Annotated in this window: 15 protein-coding genes; 5 read left to right on the top strand and 10 right to left on the bottom strand. The window is 71.4% G+C overall.

Going from position 1 to position 16,645, the window contains the following annotated elements:
- Window positions 1-270 precede the first annotated feature (270 nt).
- The gene (locus IE257_RS08560) at window positions 271-1,671 is read right to left on the bottom strand and encodes a DUF5685 family protein (RefSeq protein ID WP_189966397.1); all 1,401 of its coding nucleotides are present in this window, start codon (window positions 1,669-1,671) and stop codon (window positions 271-273) included.
- A gap of 318 nt (window positions 1,672-1,989) precedes the next feature.
- Here IE257_RS08560 and IE257_RS08555 point away from each other — a divergent pair, with 318 nt between their 5' ends.
- Window positions 1,990-2,397 (top strand): FKBP-type peptidyl-prolyl cis-trans isomerase, encoded by a 408-nt coding sequence (locus tag IE257_RS08555; protein ID WP_189966395.1) that lies wholly within the window; start codon window positions 1,990-1,992, stop codon window positions 2,395-2,397.
- 64 nt (window positions 2,398-2,461) lie between these two features.
- On the opposite strand, the gene IE257_RS08550 is transcribed toward IE257_RS08555, so the two are convergent.
- Window positions 2,462-2,824, bottom strand: a complete 363-nt coding sequence (locus tag IE257_RS08550) for a hypothetical protein (RefSeq protein ID WP_372453049.1) — start codon at window positions 2,822-2,824, stop codon at window positions 2,462-2,464.
- Here IE257_RS08550 and IE257_RS08545 point away from each other — a divergent pair.
- On the top strand, window positions 2,786-3,226 hold the full coding sequence (locus tag IE257_RS08545; protein WP_189967286.1) for a JmjC domain-containing protein: 441 nt from the start codon (window positions 2,786-2,788) through the stop codon (window positions 3,224-3,226). The two genes, IE257_RS08550 and IE257_RS08545, sit on opposite strands and share 39 nt — an antisense overlap.
- Before the next feature lie 276 nt (window positions 3,227-3,502).
- Window positions 3,503-5,107: a TROVE domain-containing protein gene (locus IE257_RS08540; RefSeq protein WP_189966393.1), complete on the top strand. Its 1,605-nt coding sequence runs from the start codon at window positions 3,503-3,505 to the stop codon at window positions 5,105-5,107.
- Window positions 5,108-5,118: 11 nt separating this feature from the next.
- On the opposite strand, the gene IE257_RS08535 is transcribed toward IE257_RS08540, so the two are convergent.
- The gene (locus IE257_RS08535; protein WP_189966391.1) at window positions 5,119-6,507 is read right to left on the bottom strand and encodes an ankyrin and HEAT repeat domain-containing protein; all 1,389 of its coding nucleotides are present in this window, start codon (window positions 6,505-6,507) and stop codon (window positions 5,119-5,121) included.
- Between the two features lie 250 nt (window positions 6,508-6,757).
- Window positions 6,758-9,034 carry a coiled-coil domain-containing protein gene (locus IE257_RS08530; RefSeq protein WP_189966389.1) on the bottom strand — a complete coding sequence of 759 codons (2,277 nt, stop codon included), beginning with the start codon at window positions 9,032-9,034 and terminating at the stop codon, window positions 6,758-6,760.
- 229 nt (window positions 9,035-9,263) lie between these two features.
- Here IE257_RS08530 and IE257_RS08525 point away from each other — a divergent pair, with 229 nt between their 5' ends.
- A complete protein-coding gene (locus IE257_RS08525) occupies window positions 9,264-9,452 on the top strand; it encodes a hypothetical protein (RefSeq protein ID WP_189966387.1) in 189 nt (62 codons plus the stop codon).
- Between the two features lie 1,025 nt (window positions 9,453-10,477).
- On the opposite strand, the gene IE257_RS08520 is transcribed toward IE257_RS08525, so the two are convergent.
- From IE257_RS08520 to IE257_RS08505, 4 genes are all read right to left on the bottom strand, one after another.
- The gene (locus IE257_RS08520) at window positions 10,478-11,377 is read right to left on the bottom strand and encodes a hypothetical protein (RefSeq protein ID WP_189966385.1); all 900 of its coding nucleotides are present in this window, start codon (window positions 11,375-11,377) and stop codon (window positions 10,478-10,480) included.
- Window positions 11,374-12,387: an SPFH domain-containing protein gene (locus IE257_RS08515; protein WP_189966383.1), complete on the bottom strand. Its 1,014-nt coding sequence runs from the start codon at window positions 12,385-12,387 to the stop codon at window positions 11,374-11,376. Before IE257_RS08515 ends, IE257_RS08520 begins: the two co-directional genes overlap by 4 nt.
- 326 nt (window positions 12,388-12,713) lie before the next feature.
- Entirely contained in the window at window positions 12,714-13,202 is a 489-nt protein-coding gene (locus IE257_RS08510; protein ID WP_189966381.1) for a hypothetical protein, read from the bottom strand.
- Between the two features lie 324 nt (window positions 13,203-13,526).
- Window positions 13,527-13,982 carry a TetR/AcrR family transcriptional regulator gene (locus tag IE257_RS08505; protein WP_189966380.1) on the bottom strand — a complete coding sequence of 152 codons (456 nt, stop codon included), beginning with the start codon at window positions 13,980-13,982 and terminating at the stop codon, window positions 13,527-13,529.
- A gap of 160 nt (window positions 13,983-14,142) precedes the next feature.
- Here IE257_RS08505 and IE257_RS08500 point away from each other — a divergent pair, with 160 nt between their 5' ends.
- Window positions 14,143-14,574 carry a pyridoxamine 5'-phosphate oxidase family protein gene (locus IE257_RS08500; protein WP_189966378.1) on the top strand — a complete coding sequence of 144 codons (432 nt, stop codon included), beginning with the start codon at window positions 14,143-14,145 and terminating at the stop codon, window positions 14,572-14,574.
- Between the two features lie 152 nt (window positions 14,575-14,726).
- Here IE257_RS08500 and IE257_RS08495 read toward each other — a convergent pair whose 3' ends face one another.
- Window positions 14,727-15,911 (bottom strand): GDSL-type esterase/lipase family protein, encoded by a 1,185-nt coding sequence (locus IE257_RS08495; RefSeq protein WP_189966377.1) that lies wholly within the window; start codon window positions 15,909-15,911, stop codon window positions 14,727-14,729.
- A 70-nt stretch (window positions 15,912-15,981) separates the two neighbouring features.
- The gene (locus IE257_RS08490; RefSeq protein WP_189966375.1) at window positions 15,982-16,533 is read right to left on the bottom strand and encodes a hypothetical protein; all 552 of its coding nucleotides are present in this window, start codon (window positions 16,531-16,533) and stop codon (window positions 15,982-15,984) included.
- Between the last annotated feature and the right edge of the window lie 112 nt (window positions 16,534-16,645).

Here is a 16,645-nt window from a genome sequence, read left to right as displayed (position 1 = left end):
GACTCAAACCATTTGTCCGATCCGGAACGGCCAAGACATGGCTTCTGCAGCAGAGGCCGGCGCCGAGCTCCAGGACGAATGGCGGCTCCTCCTTCCCGGCGTCTTCTGCCCTGCCCGGACTGGTCACCACCAACCGCTGAAGGCTTCATCGGGACCGAGGCGCACGGCTGCAGGCGGTACGGCCGGGGGCGTGCGCCGTCGTCGACGCACAGCGACGAGAAGTTCGGCACCTGGTTCCCCGCCGGGCGGGGAACCACGCTCATCCGTCGTTCAGTCGCAGCAGTCGCAGCAGCACTTGCACGGATTGCAGCAGCCACCGCCGCCGCAGCCGTCACCCGAGCCTCCGCCGGAACCACCGGGGCCACCGGGGCCACCGGGGCCACCGGACTCATGACCGCCGCCCGAACCGCCGGAGGAGCCACCCGAGCTGCCGCCGCCCTGGCCGCCGAACCAGCCGTCACTCCCGGAACCGTCCCTGCCGGAACCATCCCGGTTCGAGCCCGCGTTGCGGTTGCCGTCGCCGAACTGAAAGGGCTCTCCGTCGTCCTGGCCGGCGTCGTCGTTGCAACGGCAGCATGTGGAGCACAACCTGCAATCGACGCACAACCGGCGCCACTCGCGACATCGCCGGCACTGTCCCTCCGACGGCCGGCCCGACGCCATCACCCCGCCCTCCGGGGCCGCGCCCGCGAGCTCCCCTACGCCGCAGGCGGGGCCCGTGCCGGTCACCGGGGGCGCTTCCGCCTCCGCACGGCGTCCCAGCCAGGGCAGCATGCGCAGGCCCCGCACGTGGCCGCGGGGCTGATGGTGACGATGCCGAGGGTCGAAGACTCGGTCGACGGCACGCTCCAACTCGGCGCCCAGAAGCACCTGCACCAGTCGCCGGTCGACGAACACGACTTCGGACAGGGCGAGCCGGATTCCATGCACGGCGTCGTCGCAGAGCCGGCGCACCTCGGCACGGTCCGCGCCGGTCACGGCGATCGGATTCCACGCGCCGGACGCCTCGTCCGCGTCCAGGTCCTCCACCGCGTCCAGCAGATGCGCCAGCCGACCGAACAGACGGCCGGCTTCCGCCAGCGGTTCGGCGTTGCCCGGGCGGTCTGTGAGCACTGCGGTGTACGCGAAGGCGGCTGCGGTCGCCGTCTCCGCGGGCTCCGTGACCGTCAGCAGCGAGCCACCGGGGCCGGTCGACCGCTCGACGTCCGGCTGTCGCTCGACCGCCGCGAGCAGCAGCGCGGTGTCGAAGCCGAGCCGTTCGCCCCCTGCAACACCCGCACGGTCCCAATTGTGGGCGATCCGGCGTGCGGCCAGCGCCACCGGGCGGCGCCCCACCAGGCCGTCGCCATCCGCCACATGGTCACGCATCTTCGCTGCGGCCAGCACCAGCGACACCGTCGCCGCCAGCCGCGCACCCTCACCCTGCACCACGTCCGCCGACCGCATCCCGCGCAGCGGGCACGGACCGGCACCCCGCCGCCAGTCCCCGGTACGCTCCGACTGCGCTTCGGTCAGCACCGAGACGATCAGGCCGTCGTAGTTGGTGGCCACCCTCGCGAACTGCCCGTACTCGCTGCGCAAAGCCAGGCACAGCCCGCACAGATGCGCCATCCACTCGGTACGCAAGCCCTCGCCCAGGCGATGACGGCATGGTCTGATGATTCCGAACACCGAAGTTCTCCCCCGTAGGAACAGCTGCCCGGACGTATCCGGTCGGACGGCTCACGGACGCAAGACTGCACGTGAGGCACGACCCGGCGTGACGTCAACCGCATGTGACATCAACGCGCGGCCGACATCTTAGATGGTCCTTCCAGGGGCTCCCGGGGCAGCCGGGGGTGTCCCGGGCGAGCAGCCATGACACCGGCGCTGGGATTCCGTGTGCTCCGGGGATCGGCATTCTCGGTAACTTGGCCCCTGACTGCATGCAGTGCCCATGTGTCCGGCTGGTCCGTGCAGGGGCGTTCGACGGAGAGTGACGAGGCTGCAATGAGCGAACTGACGAAGCCCGAGGTGGACGTTCCGGAGGGCGATGCTCCTACCGAGCTGACCATCCGGGACCTGGTCGTCGGGGACGGGGCCGAGGTGAAGCCGGGCATGGTGGTCAGGGTCCACTATGTCGGGGTGACCTTCGAGTCCGGGAAGGAATTCGATGCCTCCTGGGACCGGGGCGAGCCGTTCAAGTTCGCCCTGGGCAGCGGGAAGGTCATCAAGGGCTGGGACCGGGGGGTGAGAGGGATGAAGGTCGGCGGTCGGCGCGAGATCATCGTTCCCCCACGCCTCGGCTACGGAAATCAGTCGCCCTCGCCGTTGATCCCGGCAGGCTCGACCCTGGTCTTCGTGGTGGACCTGCTCGACTCGTTCTCCAGCACGGCCGGGTGGAGCAAGGCCCGGTGACCCTGGCCCCGCCTCCCCCTCCGACGCTCGGCGTCGTCCGGGAACGGCCGGGCGTGGACGGGTACTACGCGAACCCGCCCCACACCGCGGCTGCGCTCTGCGTGGCGCCGGCAGCGGCGTCGATCCGGTACCTGTCGTCCTTGGCATCGCGTCCGCCGGCAGCGTGGTCGTACTGGCCGGCGAAGACGTGCTCGCCGGACGGGACGGTCCTGCCGGGTTTGAGGGTCCACCGGTAGACGAGGAAGCCACCTTCCTGGCGGGCGGAGAGGTCGAAGTCCTCCGCGGGGCGGGTCCGCCAGCTGCCGGTGTCCTTCACCCCGTCGGTGAGGGCGATGCGTAGCTCCCGCCCGGGACCCCGGGCAGGCCGGTACACCGCGACGACGCCGATGTGTTCGTCGTCCAGACCGCCGGTACCAAGACGTGGCACCTCTACGACGCCCCGGGCGACGGCCGGTGGGGTCCCGGTGCCGTCGACCTCCCCGGCCGTCCGGAGTTCACCACACGACTGGAACCGGGGCAGGTGCTCTACGTCCCGCGCGGGCAGGCACACAGCGCGGTCGCCGCGGACTCCGGGGTGTGCGCGCACCTGTCGTTCACCGTCCGCGAGGCGGGCGGCGCCCATCTGCGGGCCGCCCTGGCAGCGCTGCTCGCCGAGACCGATCTGCCCGCCCGCCCGCTGGGTGACAACGACGTGCTGGCAGCCGCCGAGCACCTGTTGGCGCAGTCACGCGCAGCCCTCGCCACGCTGACCGCCGAAGACCTCGTCCACCGGGCCCGCACGGGCATGCGCGCGGTCCCCTCCCCACCCGGTCCGGCGGGACGGCCGTAGAGCGCCGGTCCGGAGGAGGGCGGGGCGGATCCTCGCGCCGTTTATTCGCTGGTGTGAGGGCAGTCGGCCTGCTTGAGTGTCATCGCGGCCGCGCCCCCGATGCGCCCGGCGGCGGCTACTTCCTTCTGACAACCAAGTGACGCCGCCGCCCCTTTTGATCTCGGGTGGCGCGGCCGACCTCGCCCGTCAGCCTTCTCGGCCGGGCCGTCCGCTCTTCGGATCCGGGGGGATTCACTGCCTCGCTACACCCAGCGCGTTTCCAAGATCTGGTCCGAGATGCTCGTGGCCCCGCATGTCTCGGCGGCCGCCGCCCGCACCGCGCACGCACCCGCAGTCCATCACTGGCGCGCCGGGCAGGCCATGCGCACCCACGAAGGCGGGCCGGGCTTCGTCCGGGAGCCCCGGGAGGAGCTCTTCCTCCTGGCCGTCGGCAACTTCGTCTCCCAGCAGACCTTCTACGAGAGCGGCCAGGAGCGCGACGACCGCTACGCCCGCCTCGTGGGTCGACTCGCCGTCGAGGACCCCGTATGGACGGCAGGTCTGCTGCGCTGGCTGCGCAGCGAGGGCAACATGCGCACCGCGTCCTTGGTGGGCGCCGCCGCGTATGTGCGGGCTCGCCTCGGGGCCGGGGCGACCGGCGGGCCGTCCAACAGGTCTGTGATCGACTCGGTGCTCCAACGCGCCGACGAGCCCGGAGAATTGCTCGCTCACTGGACTTCGCGGTACGGGCGGAACGTGCCGCAGCCCGTGAAGCGGGGCATCGCCGACGCCGTGCGTCGGCTGTACTCCTCTCGGTCCCTGCTGAAGTACGACACCGCCTCCAAGGCCTTCCGCTTCGGGGATGTGCTCAACCTGGTGCACGCGGGCCCCGACCCGGGCAAGCCCTGGCAGGGTGCCCTCTTCCGGCACGCCCTGGACCGCCGTCACCACCCGGATCAGGCATCCGTGCCGGCCACCGATCGGCTGCTGACCGCGCACCGGGCCCTGATGGAGCTGCCGCCGGACGAGCGGCGGGCCGTGGTGACCGGGCCGGACGGCGCCGAGAGGCTGGCTGCGGCGGGCATGACCTGGGAGGCCCTGGCGGGCTGGCTCCAAGGGCCGTTGGACGCCGCTGTCTGGGAGGCCGTGATTCCTTCGATGGGCCCGATGGCACTCCTGCGGAACCTGCGGAACTTCGACGGAGCGGGGGTCTCGGACGAGGCGGCGGCCCGGGTCGCGACACGCATCTCGGATGCCGCCGAGGTCGCCCGGTCCCGGCAGTTCCCCTTCCGGTACCTGGCCGCACACCGGCACGCGCCGTCGCCGCGCTGGGCAGAACCGCTTGAACGGGCACTGAGCCACTCCCTGGCCAACGTACCGGCCCTTCCCGGCCGGACGCTGATCCTGGTGGACCGGTCCGATTCCATGTTCTGGGACACCGTCTCCGAGCGGTCCACGCTCAACCGCGCGGATGCGGCGGCCGTGTTCGGGACCGCTTTGGCGATGCGCGCCCAGCAGGCCGACCTGGTCGAGTTCGGCTGGTCCAGCGCTCCGGTGCCGTACGCGAAGGAGGAACCGGTACTCGAGGTGCTGAAACGGTTCCACAGTCTCGGGGGCACCCGGACCACGGCGGCGCTGCTCGCCCACTACCGGGAGCACGACCGCGTACTGATCGTCACCGACGAGCAGGCCGCGCACCACGGCCCCGGCCGGCCGGCCGAACCGGTACCGTCCGGGATCCCCGTGTACACCTGGAACTTGGCGGGGTACCAGCCCGCCCACATTTCCGCAGGCCCCCACCGGCACACCTTCGGCGGGCTCACGGACGCCGCGTTCCGGATGGTCGGTCTCATCGAGGCCGGCCGCCACGCCACGTGGCCGTGGACTGCCGACCCGGTGTAGTACCGGGGTTCTCAGGCGGTTGGACTGTCGGATTCGGTCGGGCGGTTGCGCCACTGGTAACTCCAGTAGGCGAGAATGCGGTGGTCCTCTTGCTGCGGGCCGATCCTGCCGAAGGCCGGGGGGAGCTCGCCGACGTGTCTCCAGGCCTGCTCGGTGCGGGGATCGTCGCGGCGGGCAAGGGCGTACACGATCTCCAGACAGAGGAGCTGGTCGGCCTCGTCCAACAGGGAAACGAGGGCGTCCGTGACGGCAGCCGTCCGGTCCTCCGTGGCGCCCAGCCTGATGGCCGCCTCAGCCCGGACGTCGCAGTCGGAATCCCGGAGGAGGGTCAGCAGAGCTTCTCGGAACCCGGGAGTGGAGTGGGCGGCCAAGTCCGTGACGGTGGAACGCCGAACGCCGGGGTCGGGGTCGCGTGACAGGGCGAGCAGGGTGGTGGCGGCAGTCTCGGTGGGCGGATCTCCTCGCAGAATCAGGCCGGAGACCTGGCTGCGTACGCGCGGGTCAGGATGGTCGGCGTATCCGAGACCGATCAGCTCCTGGTCGGCGTGCTCCACGTCGGCGTAGACCTCCAGGACCCGGGCGAGCACCATGGGGTCCGGTTCGTCGACAGCCCACGCGGCGAGGAGCTCGGCCTCCTGCGCGGTGGCTTGAAGTTGATGCGTCCACGTCATGGCGTTCCGGCTCCACACCACGTCGGCCAGGAGCCTGCGGTGGACGGTGTCGGGATGGTGCTGCAGGGCCTTCAGGTCCGACCAGTCCTGCGGGCTCAGCCGCTGGGCGAGGACGTATCCGGCCGTCGACCAGTTGACATGGGTCTCGTCCGGGATCCAGTACGGGACGGCACGTGCCACCAGCTCCGCCACCGGCGGCAGGATGCCGAACCGCCCTTCGAGCGAGGTGAGGATGGCGGCGTGGCCTGCCCGGACGGTGAGCCCTCCGAGCGAGACCTCCTCGACGCGCGTGTACCGGTCGTCGTCGACGGGGCGGCGGACGGCCGGGCCCACTGCGCCCGTTCGTCGGCGCAGTTCCTCCTCCTCGCCCGTCTCGAACCAGTACCGCGCGAGTTCGAGCAGCCGTTTCCGGGCGCCCTCGGCCAGCCGCTGCTGAGGATCGTTGCCGATCACGGCGTCGACCAGCGCGTCCGAGCCGAGGTCGACGGCGCGCAGGAGCGGGGTCGTGCCGTCCTGCAGCTCGCGGTCGGGGTCGGCGCCGGCGGCCGTCAGGACTTCGGCGGTCTCGTGGTCGAACCCGGCCACAGCGGCGCAGAGCAACGGGAGACCGTCGGGACCCCGGGTGTCCGGGTCGGCGCCTTCTTCGAGCAGAGCCTTGACCGTGTCGGCGTCCTTGGCGGATACGGCTGCCACGATCCGGTCCGTCAGCTCGTGTCGCGATGCCTGCATCTGCCCCCCAGGTGATCCTCGACCGGCACGATATCCGAGCTGGGGGTCCGTGCTCCCGGAATAACGGTGCTGCCCTTGATGACGGTGGCCCACGTAATGCGACACATCCAGGAACGGCCGCAGGTTGCGTTCCCGGAGCATCGGCGTTCTTTGGCCCTCCCTCCTCACCGGCACCCGACGGCGTCCGAACGGGTGCGCCCGGCCATGAAGCAGTCGCCGCCTGCGCGGTGTGCTGCACGGACCCGCTCGTTCATTCGACGTGGGGCTCCGTACGCTGCCAGAACGCTCGGGAGAACACTCTCTGGTGATGCTTGAAGCGTTCCTTGCGCAAGGCATCGGTGAAGCTCCGGCCCTTACTTGCGGTGGCTGCCGAAACCAGCGCGGCCGCATTGCCGGAGAGGCCGGCCGCCTCCAGCGCCAACACCAGTACAACCTGATATGGCACCTCCCTGGCCGCCGCAGTCGTGGTCATGATGTGGTTGCCCACTGCCTCGCGCTCCGCGCCGGTGGCGCCACCGAGCCGTTCCAGCTGCTTCAGGAGAAGCACGATCTCCTCCGCGTCCCGGTACGCCAGCGCCTGCAGCAGACAGGTCAGCTCCTCGTGCAGCCCTGCAGCTCCGAGGGCGAGCAGAAGCGGCGCCATTCCTGCGGGCGCACCGCTCTGCGCCTGCGCCACGAGGAAGGGGCTGCCGGTGAACGCGGACCCGGCCTGGTTCAGGTGGATCAGGAACCAGGCTGCATGGCCGGTGGGCCTGCCACGCACGGTGCACGTGAAGACAGTCCGTGCGTGCTCCGCCAGCCCGTTCCTCTCCAGACCGGCGACCACTGCTGCGGCTTCCTTGTAGCCGGCGGTCCGGGCTGCCCTTTCCAGGAGGACCGTCGCGCCGGGGTGGGCGCGGTCCAAGCCGTCCAAGAGCTGCGAGAGGTCCGCGGGAGGCGCGCTCTGCAAGGCGGTGATCAGTGCTTCCGAAGCCTGCTGGTGACGGCCCATGGCGTGCATGTCCGTGATCAGCACCTGGGTGTCGGCTGTTGGGCGGGAGACGATGGCATGGTTGACGACGGCGGTCGCAACGTGATGTTTGTCCATGGCCTGCAGGGCCGAGACGAGAGCCAGCAGATGCTCGATCGTCTGGTTCTGCGTCGCGCTGAACACACTCTCGGCATCGCGGTGCAACCCTGCACGTGAGAGGGCCTCAGCCAGTGCGGCGACGTCGTACGCGGACCGACGAGTCGCCGCCGCAGTGTGCAGCGCACTCTTGACGGGGTGCATACCCGCCTCGGTCAGGGAGCAGCTCAGGGTCACGATGTCGTGCACCGTGCGTTCAACGGCGACCGCGTCTATGGCCGAGGCGACCGTCCCGTCCAGCCCTGTGCCGGCCAGCCAGGTGAGCATGGGCACCACGTCCGGTAGCGGCCGGGTCGCACAGGCGGCGCCGAGGAGCGTCACGGCCTGCTCGCGCAAGCCGCTCGCGTGCAGGCTACGGACAAGTACGGCTATGTCGCGCGGGGTGTGCAGCTGCACCGAGGCACGAAGTAACTGGACCAGGTGTTCGTCCAGGCCCGCGTGGTACAGGTTCACGATCAGCGCGCAGGTCTCCTCCACCGAACGCGTCATGACCAGCGCGGGCAAGGCAGCCTCGGCATGTGCGTGCAAGCCTGCGTTCTGCAGGCCCGCCAGTAGCACGGCGACCTCCTGGACCTCCCGGGAACGGCTGACCGAGGCCACCAGTTCGCTCGCCATCGCCCGCTGGGTCCGTGACTCGAGATCGGCGACGACCGTGATCAACTCTGCTACCGAGGCGCTGCGGTCGGTCTCTTCCAGTACGGCCATCAACGAGATCCGGCCGACGGGCGCCGTCTCCAGATCCTGTGCCTGCTCCAGCTGGGCCTCCAGGTGATGGCACTGCTCCTCGGCCGCGATCAATTCCGCGCGGGCGACGGCCAGTGCCTCCCGGAGGTAGCCCACCTGCTGCTCGAGGTCGCGACACTCGTTCTCGAGCTCGTCGAACTCTCCCTGCCACAGCTGGAGGTCACTCCGGCGGGCGATCCGCTGGCCTTCAAGGTCCACTTGGAGCTGTCGACAGCGCCCGTGGGCCTCGGCCAGGCGCTGGGTGCGGTCCATCAGCGCTTCTTCCAAGGCACGCTGGCGGGTGCGTATGCGGCGGGTCTCTTCATCCGCCTCGGCCAGCCGATCCTGCAGAGTCTGCTTCTCGCTGTCGCTCCGGTGACACTTCAGCGCCTCCCGGTGCAGGGAGCGCAGACCCGTCTCGGCTTCGAACGTGACCGGCGAGTCCGCCTCGCGCAGGTCGGCAAGCACCCCGGCAACGAAGTCCCACGGGGGAACGCGCTCTCCGCCCAGATAGCGGGTAACCGTGCTGGGGTCCATGTGCCGGCGTGCCGCATAGCGGCGGACGCTGACACCCAGCGCGAGGAACACGCCGCGGAGGTCCTCGGCAAAGACCCGCTTCTCAGGCGGAAGGCCTTCCTTCAGAGGTGACAGACGAGCGGTTTGTGCCGTGCGCTCCATGTTTCAACAACCTCGCCACAGATGCTGCCGATCTGATCGAACGTCCAGTATCCCGGCTGGGACCCGAGCGCGGCCGCTGCACGTGTTGCCGCCGCAGACGGCAACACCCGGCCCCTGGCGAAGCGGTGCCATCTGCAGCGGCAACAGCCGACCCCGCCGTCCGAAGTCCTGGCTCACCCAAGATGAGACGAGCGGCTCGAAGCACTACCCAGGCAGGAGACACAGACACATGGAACTGCTCGACGACGGCGCCGGGGAGCGAAAGGCACCACAACCCGTCTCACGGAACCGCCCGCACCGACGGCAACGGTTCAACCGGCTTTTGCACCGACTGCTGCTCCATGCGCTGCTGGGCGCCGCCGGTGCCGCGGGCGCCACCCTGATCACCTGGCTGCTCACCTGGCTCCAGTCGCTCTGACGCAGGCACAGGGCTTCCCCGCCACCTCCACCCCACGGAGCCTGAGCCAGTCCCCCCATCCGCCCCGCGACCCCGGTCCGACGGTGTCGGGTCCTGTGCCCGGCCTGCGATGATGACGGTGTGCCAGAGCCAGGGACCACTGCCGTCGTCATTGTTTCTGCCTGATGCTGCCCCGCTCCTCGATGCGGCATGGCGTATCGACCCGGCCCTGGTGCGCCATGGGGTACCGGCGCACGTTTCGCTCCTCTACCCGTTCGTGCCGGAATCGGCGCTGACGGGTCAGGACGAGGTGCGGACGACCCGACAGTCTCTGCCCACGTCCGCACGGCGGTCGGCCGCCTGCTGCCTCTGCGCACCCGCGCGGCCGCGGTCCAGCTCGTCGTGCTGACGGAGGACGGCTGGCGGCCGCGCTTAACGGCCCCGCTCGGCGACCAAGCCCCCATGGCTGGTGAGTTCTCGACCTGACCCGGCGCGTAGGGGAGGGCTGAGCCGGTCGGCCCCGAGGGTGAGGCACCGCGGATGGTGATCGAGGCTGTCCGCGCTGCGGTCCGGCCAGGCGTGCTACGCGACAGTACTGCCCTGCGAGGCTTCGATCGGACCCCCTGGCGTGCCGTTTTCACCTTCGGTGTCCGGCGCAGCAGATGCGGTTGCGTCGGCGGGGGTGACCTGGGCAGTCCATGCCCAGAGCTCCTGGGGCGGATCCCGGCCCACGTCGACCTCGGTGTCGTGGAAGTCGCGCGCGAGCTGCGCACCCCGCTCAGCACCATCCGCAGGAGACCCTGCTGCGTCCGCAGGCTCGTCCAGGCCCACGGCGGGAGCGTGTCGGCGGCCGGGAACTCCGGCGGCGGCGCCGTCTGCCCTCCGCCCGCCCGCGTGCGCCCACCCGCCGCGGGGGCCCCGGCCGGGCGGCTTGACTTCCGCTTCGGCACCGCCCTCGTGCAGCGGCCGCCGGTCGTCGAGCATGCTCCCGACGGTCGGGTACTCGGCTACCCGCGCCGACCGCACCCGCACGCGGGGCCCGGCGCTCACGTCACCAGGTGCAGCGAGGTTCCCGCGATGCCCAGCCGTACGCTCTGGCCCCAGGTCAGCTCCAGGGCGTCGCTCTCCATTCCGTCGCCGAAGACCACGATCCGGTCCGACTCCACGGTCAGCTGCAGCCTCTGCCCCCTTCCCAGCTCACCGGCGACCTTCGTCGTGCCGGTCGTGGGCGAGGGCCAGGCCTCGCGCACGAACCACACGAGCCGCCGGTCGCAGGGTGCGGGGAGCCCCGCGCGGCTGCCGCGCTCCAGCCACACGGAACGCAGCCAGCCGGTGGCGCCCGTGCCGGTGCCCACCAGCACCCCGGAGGATGCCTGGGCCTCGCCCGGGCCCTCCTCGCCGTCGGAACCCAGGCGGTAGCGGGCGGTCTGGTGACCGGGCGAGCCCAAGTAGATCTCGTTCAGCGCGAGAAGGCGCTGGGTGTCGTCGGCGACGGCCTCGACCATGGTCAGCTCCTCCGCCCGGCCCCCCGCGGCGGTCGCCGCACGCAGCAGGGCGGCCGTGTCGGCGCAGCGGTGACGGACCAGGACCCCCGGGTTGCGCCCCGGATCGGTGTCGATGCCCACCACCGGCTGTCCGCTCAGATACTTCGCGGTGTTGGCGACCAGGCCGTCCTGGCCGACCACGACCACCACGTCCTCCGGGGCGAACAGGAAGCGGTCCAGGTCCGCCCGCTCCACCCGGGAGCTGCGCCAGGTGAGCGGCACCGCCGCCGCCACCTCCCGCAGCGCCTGCCGCGTGCGGTCGTGGCGGCGGACCACCTCGTCGATCGACCGGCCCCGGCTGGAGAGGAAGAACGCGGCCTGCCCGTGCGTCCCGTGCCGGGCGAGCAGTTCTTCGTACTCGGTCCTGCGGTGCACGAGCACGGCCCGCGGGGCCAGGCTCACGCGCCCGCGCCTCCTTCCGGACGTCCGAGCCTGGTGAGGAGCCCGGTAAGGACGTCGGGAGAGAGAGTGACGCTCTCGATCCGCGGCAGGTTCTCCGCCAGCCGGGTCGCCGCCAGGGCGTGCAGTGTGCCCGGGGCGGCTTCGTCGTGCACGCGCAGCCAGGCGGCCTGGACCTCGGCGCGCGCCGCGCCCGTCTCGCGCGCCGCCTCGGCGTCGGCGCGGGCCAGGCGGACCTTGCGGGCCGCCTCGGTCTCGGTCCGTATGCCGTCCGCCGCCGCCTTCTCCTCGGCCTCGCGGCGGGCGTTGGTACCGCGCTGGTCGATCAGCTGCTCCTCGCGCCTGGCCAGTTCGATCTGACTGGCCAGCTCGTTCTCGGCGATGGCACGCTCACGCTCGACGGCGACGGCCCGCCGTTCGTAGGTGGCACGGTCCGCCTCCTGCTGGATCTGCTCGCGGGCCGGGGTGCGCAGGGCGCGCTCCACCTCGGCCTCGGGGCGGATCGCCACGACCCGCACGGTCACCACATCGATGCCGGTGGCCGGGAGCCTGGGTTCGGCGGCGAGACCGGCGGCGACGCTCCCCCGCACGGAGGCGACGCCGTCCACCAGGGCGACGGCCAGCGGAGTCCGGGCCAGGACGTCCAGGGTGTGCTGCTGTGCGGTCTCGGTGAGGAGAGTGGCGATCTGTTCGAGGGGGGCGCCGCGCCAGCTCCCGGTGTCCGGGTCGACGGAGAAGTCGAGTCGGTCGGCGGCTTCGGCCGGGTTGCTGATCCGGTAGGTGACGGTGGCCTGCACGGCGACGTCCTGGAAGTCGGACGTACGGGCGTGGAACGCCATGGCCAGCTCCCGGTCGTCGACCGGCACTTCGGAGAGCGCCGCCGACAGCGACCGGTACCAGAAACTGAGCCCCCGACCGTCGTGAACGAGTCGGCCGCGGTTGTGGTGGCGGATGTGGGCGGTGGGCGCGGAGCGCAGATGACGCCAGCCGAAGCGCCGGGTGATGTCGGCCATGGCGGAACCCCCTTCATTTCGTCAATGCGACGATAACGAGCTGCACCCATATCGTCAAGAGGACGAAAAGAGGCTTTCGCCGCTGCCAGGAGCCGGACTCGGTCAGCCGTGCACCGCCAGGCGGTAGAGACGCGCGAGCGCGTCGTCGGCGGGGTGGGGCTGCGGCTCGCCGGAGGGGTCGAGCCTGTTCCTCTCCTTCGCCGGACCCCCGGAACGCCTTCTCGGACCCGACCGGTCCTGACCCTCAGGAGTCGCCGGCGAGCGGCCCGCACGGGCAGGGGGCGCGGCGACGGCGGTCGCGGTAGCGGTAGCGGTGGTGTCGCTGCTCATCGCTGCGTCCGGCGGGTGAGGCGGGCGCGGCGGGCGGCGGCGAGGTCGAGCACGTCGTGGAGGGCGGTCCGGGGCGGGCTGCCGAGGTTGACGGCGTGTGTACGCAGCAACGAAACCAGGTACCGGCCGGCCGACGGGGCTTCGGCGGGGATGCCTCGGTCGAGCGCGGCGGCGAGCATGTCGGCGAGTTCGCGGGTGTGGTGGGCGAGGGCGTCGGCAGCGTGCCGGGCGGCCTCGGCGGGGCGGTGGCGGCGGGTGAGCTGCTGGGCGAGGGTGGCGAACGCTTCCCCGGGCAGGGCGGCGAGGACCTCCTCGGCGTCGAGCTCGTCGGCGAGGCGGCGCAGCATGGTGGCGGCGGTGGCGCGCGGGAGGTTCGAGCGGACGTCGGCGGGGCCCTGGTTCGGAAGGGTGACGATCAGACGGTGCGTGTCGAGGGAAGCGAGGGTCACAACGTCGGGGGTGTCGACGTCGGGTGTGCGGGTCACAGGGGCAGGACTCCTTGTCCGGGGTCGAGGTACTGCTCACGCATGCGGCCATGGTGAGGTGCTGGAATGGCACCTGTGAGTTGTCGTGCGGGGCCCATGGGTCGTGCGCGGGATGGATGCGACGGGGAACGCGGTGACTTCGGCGCCTCGGGGTGAACCCGGGGGTCGGGGTCGTCGACCAGGTTGCCGAGGACGGTCACCAGGGTCTCGCCCACGACGATGGATGGGGCCCGTTCCTGACAGATTCGCCCGGACGGCGGACGGATGCTCGATGCTTGGAGGGGTTCGAGGTCCCGGGTCGCCACGGTCTCGGCCGACTTCCGGTCACCCGTGCTTGAAGGCACGCTCCTGGTCCGCGGGCCTGAGGGGCCGCCCGGCGCCGAGGCTGGTGGGCAGGGGGTCGGAGAGGTAGTGCCGGAGGGTGGGGGCGAGGAGGTCGGCGACGGCGTCGGCGGGGAGCGTGGTGATGATGCCCACCTGCCAGATGTAGCGGTTCATGACCATGCCGACGATCTGGGTGGCGATGAGGCTGGCCCGCAGGTTGCGTTCGGTGTCGGGCAGGCTGTGGGAGACGCCGGACAGTACGAGTTCGGAGAACAACTGCCGCAAGCGTTGCAGGGCGACCGGTTCCTGGGCGGCGGTGAGGACGATGGAGCGCAGGATCTCGGCCGGAATGGGGTCCTCCCACAGGCTCAGGGTGGCCTGCACGAAGGCGTGCCCACGCCGCTCCATGGGCTGTTCGGCGGCGGCCACGGCTGCGCCGAACGCCCCGTGTCCCATCCCACCAACGAGGTCGCTCCGCCTGCTGCCGGAGCCCGGGCTGACCCGGCCGGCTTTGCCGAGCGATTCCGGGCCGGGCGGGGAGTGAGTGCGTGAGCGGGACAGGGTTCTTGGGGGAAGGGATCCCTTCAGGGGGATTCGCCTGACGAAGGAGTGTGCCGTGGCCCTGTCCCGTACCGAACGTGAGCAGTTCCTCGCCGAGCCCCACGTCGCCGCGTTCGCGGTGAACGCGGGAGCGGAAGGTGACCGTGCGCCGCTCGCGGTCCCCATCTGGTACCAGTACGCACCCGGCGGCGGCATCTGGATCATGACCGGACGGGACTCCCGCAAGGCCGATCTGATCCGGGCAGCAGGCCGGTTCACCCTGATGGTGGACCGTCTGGAGCCCACGATCCGGTACGTGTCGGTCGAGGGACCGGTCATCTCCACCGTGCCCGCCACGCGCGAGCAGCTGGTGGAGCTCTCCGCCCGATACCTGCCGGCGGAGAAGGTCGAGGGCTACGTCGACTTCGCCTGGAAGGAGCACGGGGAGCAGGTCGTGATCCACATGCGCCCGCAGCGGTGGGTGAGTTCGGACCTCGGCAACCTCTGAGAACACCCCGTCCCACGGGCTGCTCGGACGTCGCGGCTCCCCACCGGGCCGCGGAGGCACGGTGCGGTGCGGGAGACGTCCGCTGCCCACGCAGGAGGAGGAAGGGCCCCGCCCGGCCCCGAGGGGCCGGGCGGGGCGGTCACGTTCCCGGATCAGGCCGGGCTCGCGGCGAACGGGCCGTCCGCGGCGAAGGCGTGGGCCGCGAAGCGTTCGCCCATACGGCGGTGCGTGGCCGCGTCCGGGTGGAGGGCGTCGGGCAGCGGCAGCTCCGCCGCGTCCCGCTCGCCGTAGAGGGCGCGGCCGTCGAGGAGGTGCAGGTTCGGGTCGTCGGCCGCGCGCTGCCGCACGATCCGGGCCAGCTCCTCGCGGATGACGCCCAGGGTCAGCTTGCCGAAGGCCCGTTCGGCGGGGTCGCCCTCCGCCCGGAACCGCAGCCGCCCCTCGCCGAGCGTGCTGAAATCCGGCGCGCTGGGGCCGGGGGTGTCCTCGTGGATGGGGCACAGGACGGGCGAGACGACGAGCAGCGGGGCGGCGGGGTGGCCCTCGCGCACGGTGTCGAGGAAGCCGTGCACCGCGGGGCCGAAGGCCCGCAGGCGCATCAGGTCGAGGTTGACGAGGTTGATGCCGATCTTGAGGCTGATCAGGTCGGCGGGGGTGTCGCGCAGCGCGCGGGCCGTGAACGGGTCGAGCAGCGCGCTGCCGCTGAGGCCCATATTGGTCAGCTCCACGCCGCCGAGGCGGGCCGCCAGGGCGGGCCAGGTGGTGCTGGGGCTCGCGGCGTCGGAGCCCTGGCTGATCGAGCTGCCGTGGTGCAGCCACCTGCGGCGGCCCGCGTCCGGCAGCGGTTCGACGGGGGCGTCGGTGCGCAGGGCGACCAGCTGGGTCACCTCGTTGTGCGGCAGCCAGATCTCGACGTCCTTGGAACGGCCGGGCAGGCCGCTGAAGCATACGGTGCCGGGCGGACCGGGCCGGTTCGTCGTGGTGCCGGTGGTCATGTCCACCTGGATGACGTTGCCACCGCCGACGGCGGCCTGCCCGGCCGGCAGGCCGTCGATCAGCAGGTCGTACAGGCCGTCGGGGCGGGGCGGGGCGCCGTCGTAGGCCATCTTCGTGCGGAGTGCGTCCAGCTCGATGACTGTGGCCCTGGTACGGAACGCCAGCCGCACGCCGGAGGGCTGGGACTCGGCCATGGCCAGCTGCCCGTCGGAGCACTGGGCCCGGGCACGGGCGGGCAGCCGGTGCGGCAGCAGCCCGTGCTCGGTGCGCTCCAGGTCCTGGGCGCCGCGCAGGAGGTCCGGAGTGAGGGGGGTGGTGATCCGGTCGGATGGATGGCTCATGCACCCACCCTGCCGACCGGATCCGCGGTCCGCCACGCCATTACGGGCCGTACGGCATCGCTTCCCCTGGTCAGCCGTCCTGGCGGCGCCCGAGCAAACGGCCCTGCTCCTGCTTCAGGCCCGTGAACCCGTGCCGCGCGTATGCGGCGATCTCCTCGCTGGGGAAGGGCACCACGGACAGGTGCTGGTCATAGCTCCCCTGCTCCCACCGGGCGGCCGTGACCTCGTAGCCGGAGACGTGGGCGCACAGCTGAAGCAGAATCGGCGGCATCTCCGGTTCGCTCAAGAGGTCGGCGTGCTTGATGACGAGGTCGCGCATCGCCTGGATGTTCGGGAGGAAGACGGCCCTGACCCACAACCGCCACTCGGCGAGCTCCTCGTCGGAGGGCGGTATCTCGTGCACGAAGGGCGACCTGCCGTCAGGACGGGCGTTGCGCTCCATGAAAGCGCCGAAGATGCGGCCGTTGGCTTCCGTGAGGGCGAACAGCGGTCCGTAGAAATCGCCGAGCTGCCGGTTCAAGCGAGCGAGGCGTTCTTGGCGCTGCGCCAGGCGCAAGCCGTTCAGGTAGGTGGCTCCATAGCCGACGAACGCCAGGGCGATGGTGACGACTGCTGTGATCATGGGATGGGATGCTAGTGAGCATCCCCTCCCGAGGTCAGCCTGCGGCAGTGGATCACGGTCGCTGCGATCCCGGCGAAGGCGGACGTGGCCGGGTTGGAAGCGGGCCGGGCCG

The sequence above is a fragment of the Streptomyces avidinii genome (genome assembly GCF_014650695.1).
Taxonomy (GTDB): Bacteria; Actinomycetota; Actinomycetes; order Streptomycetales; family Streptomycetaceae; genus Streptomyces; species Streptomyces avidinii.
Note: the sequence above shows the minus strand (reverse complement) of the source record. Positions and strands in the feature narration are given on the sequence as shown.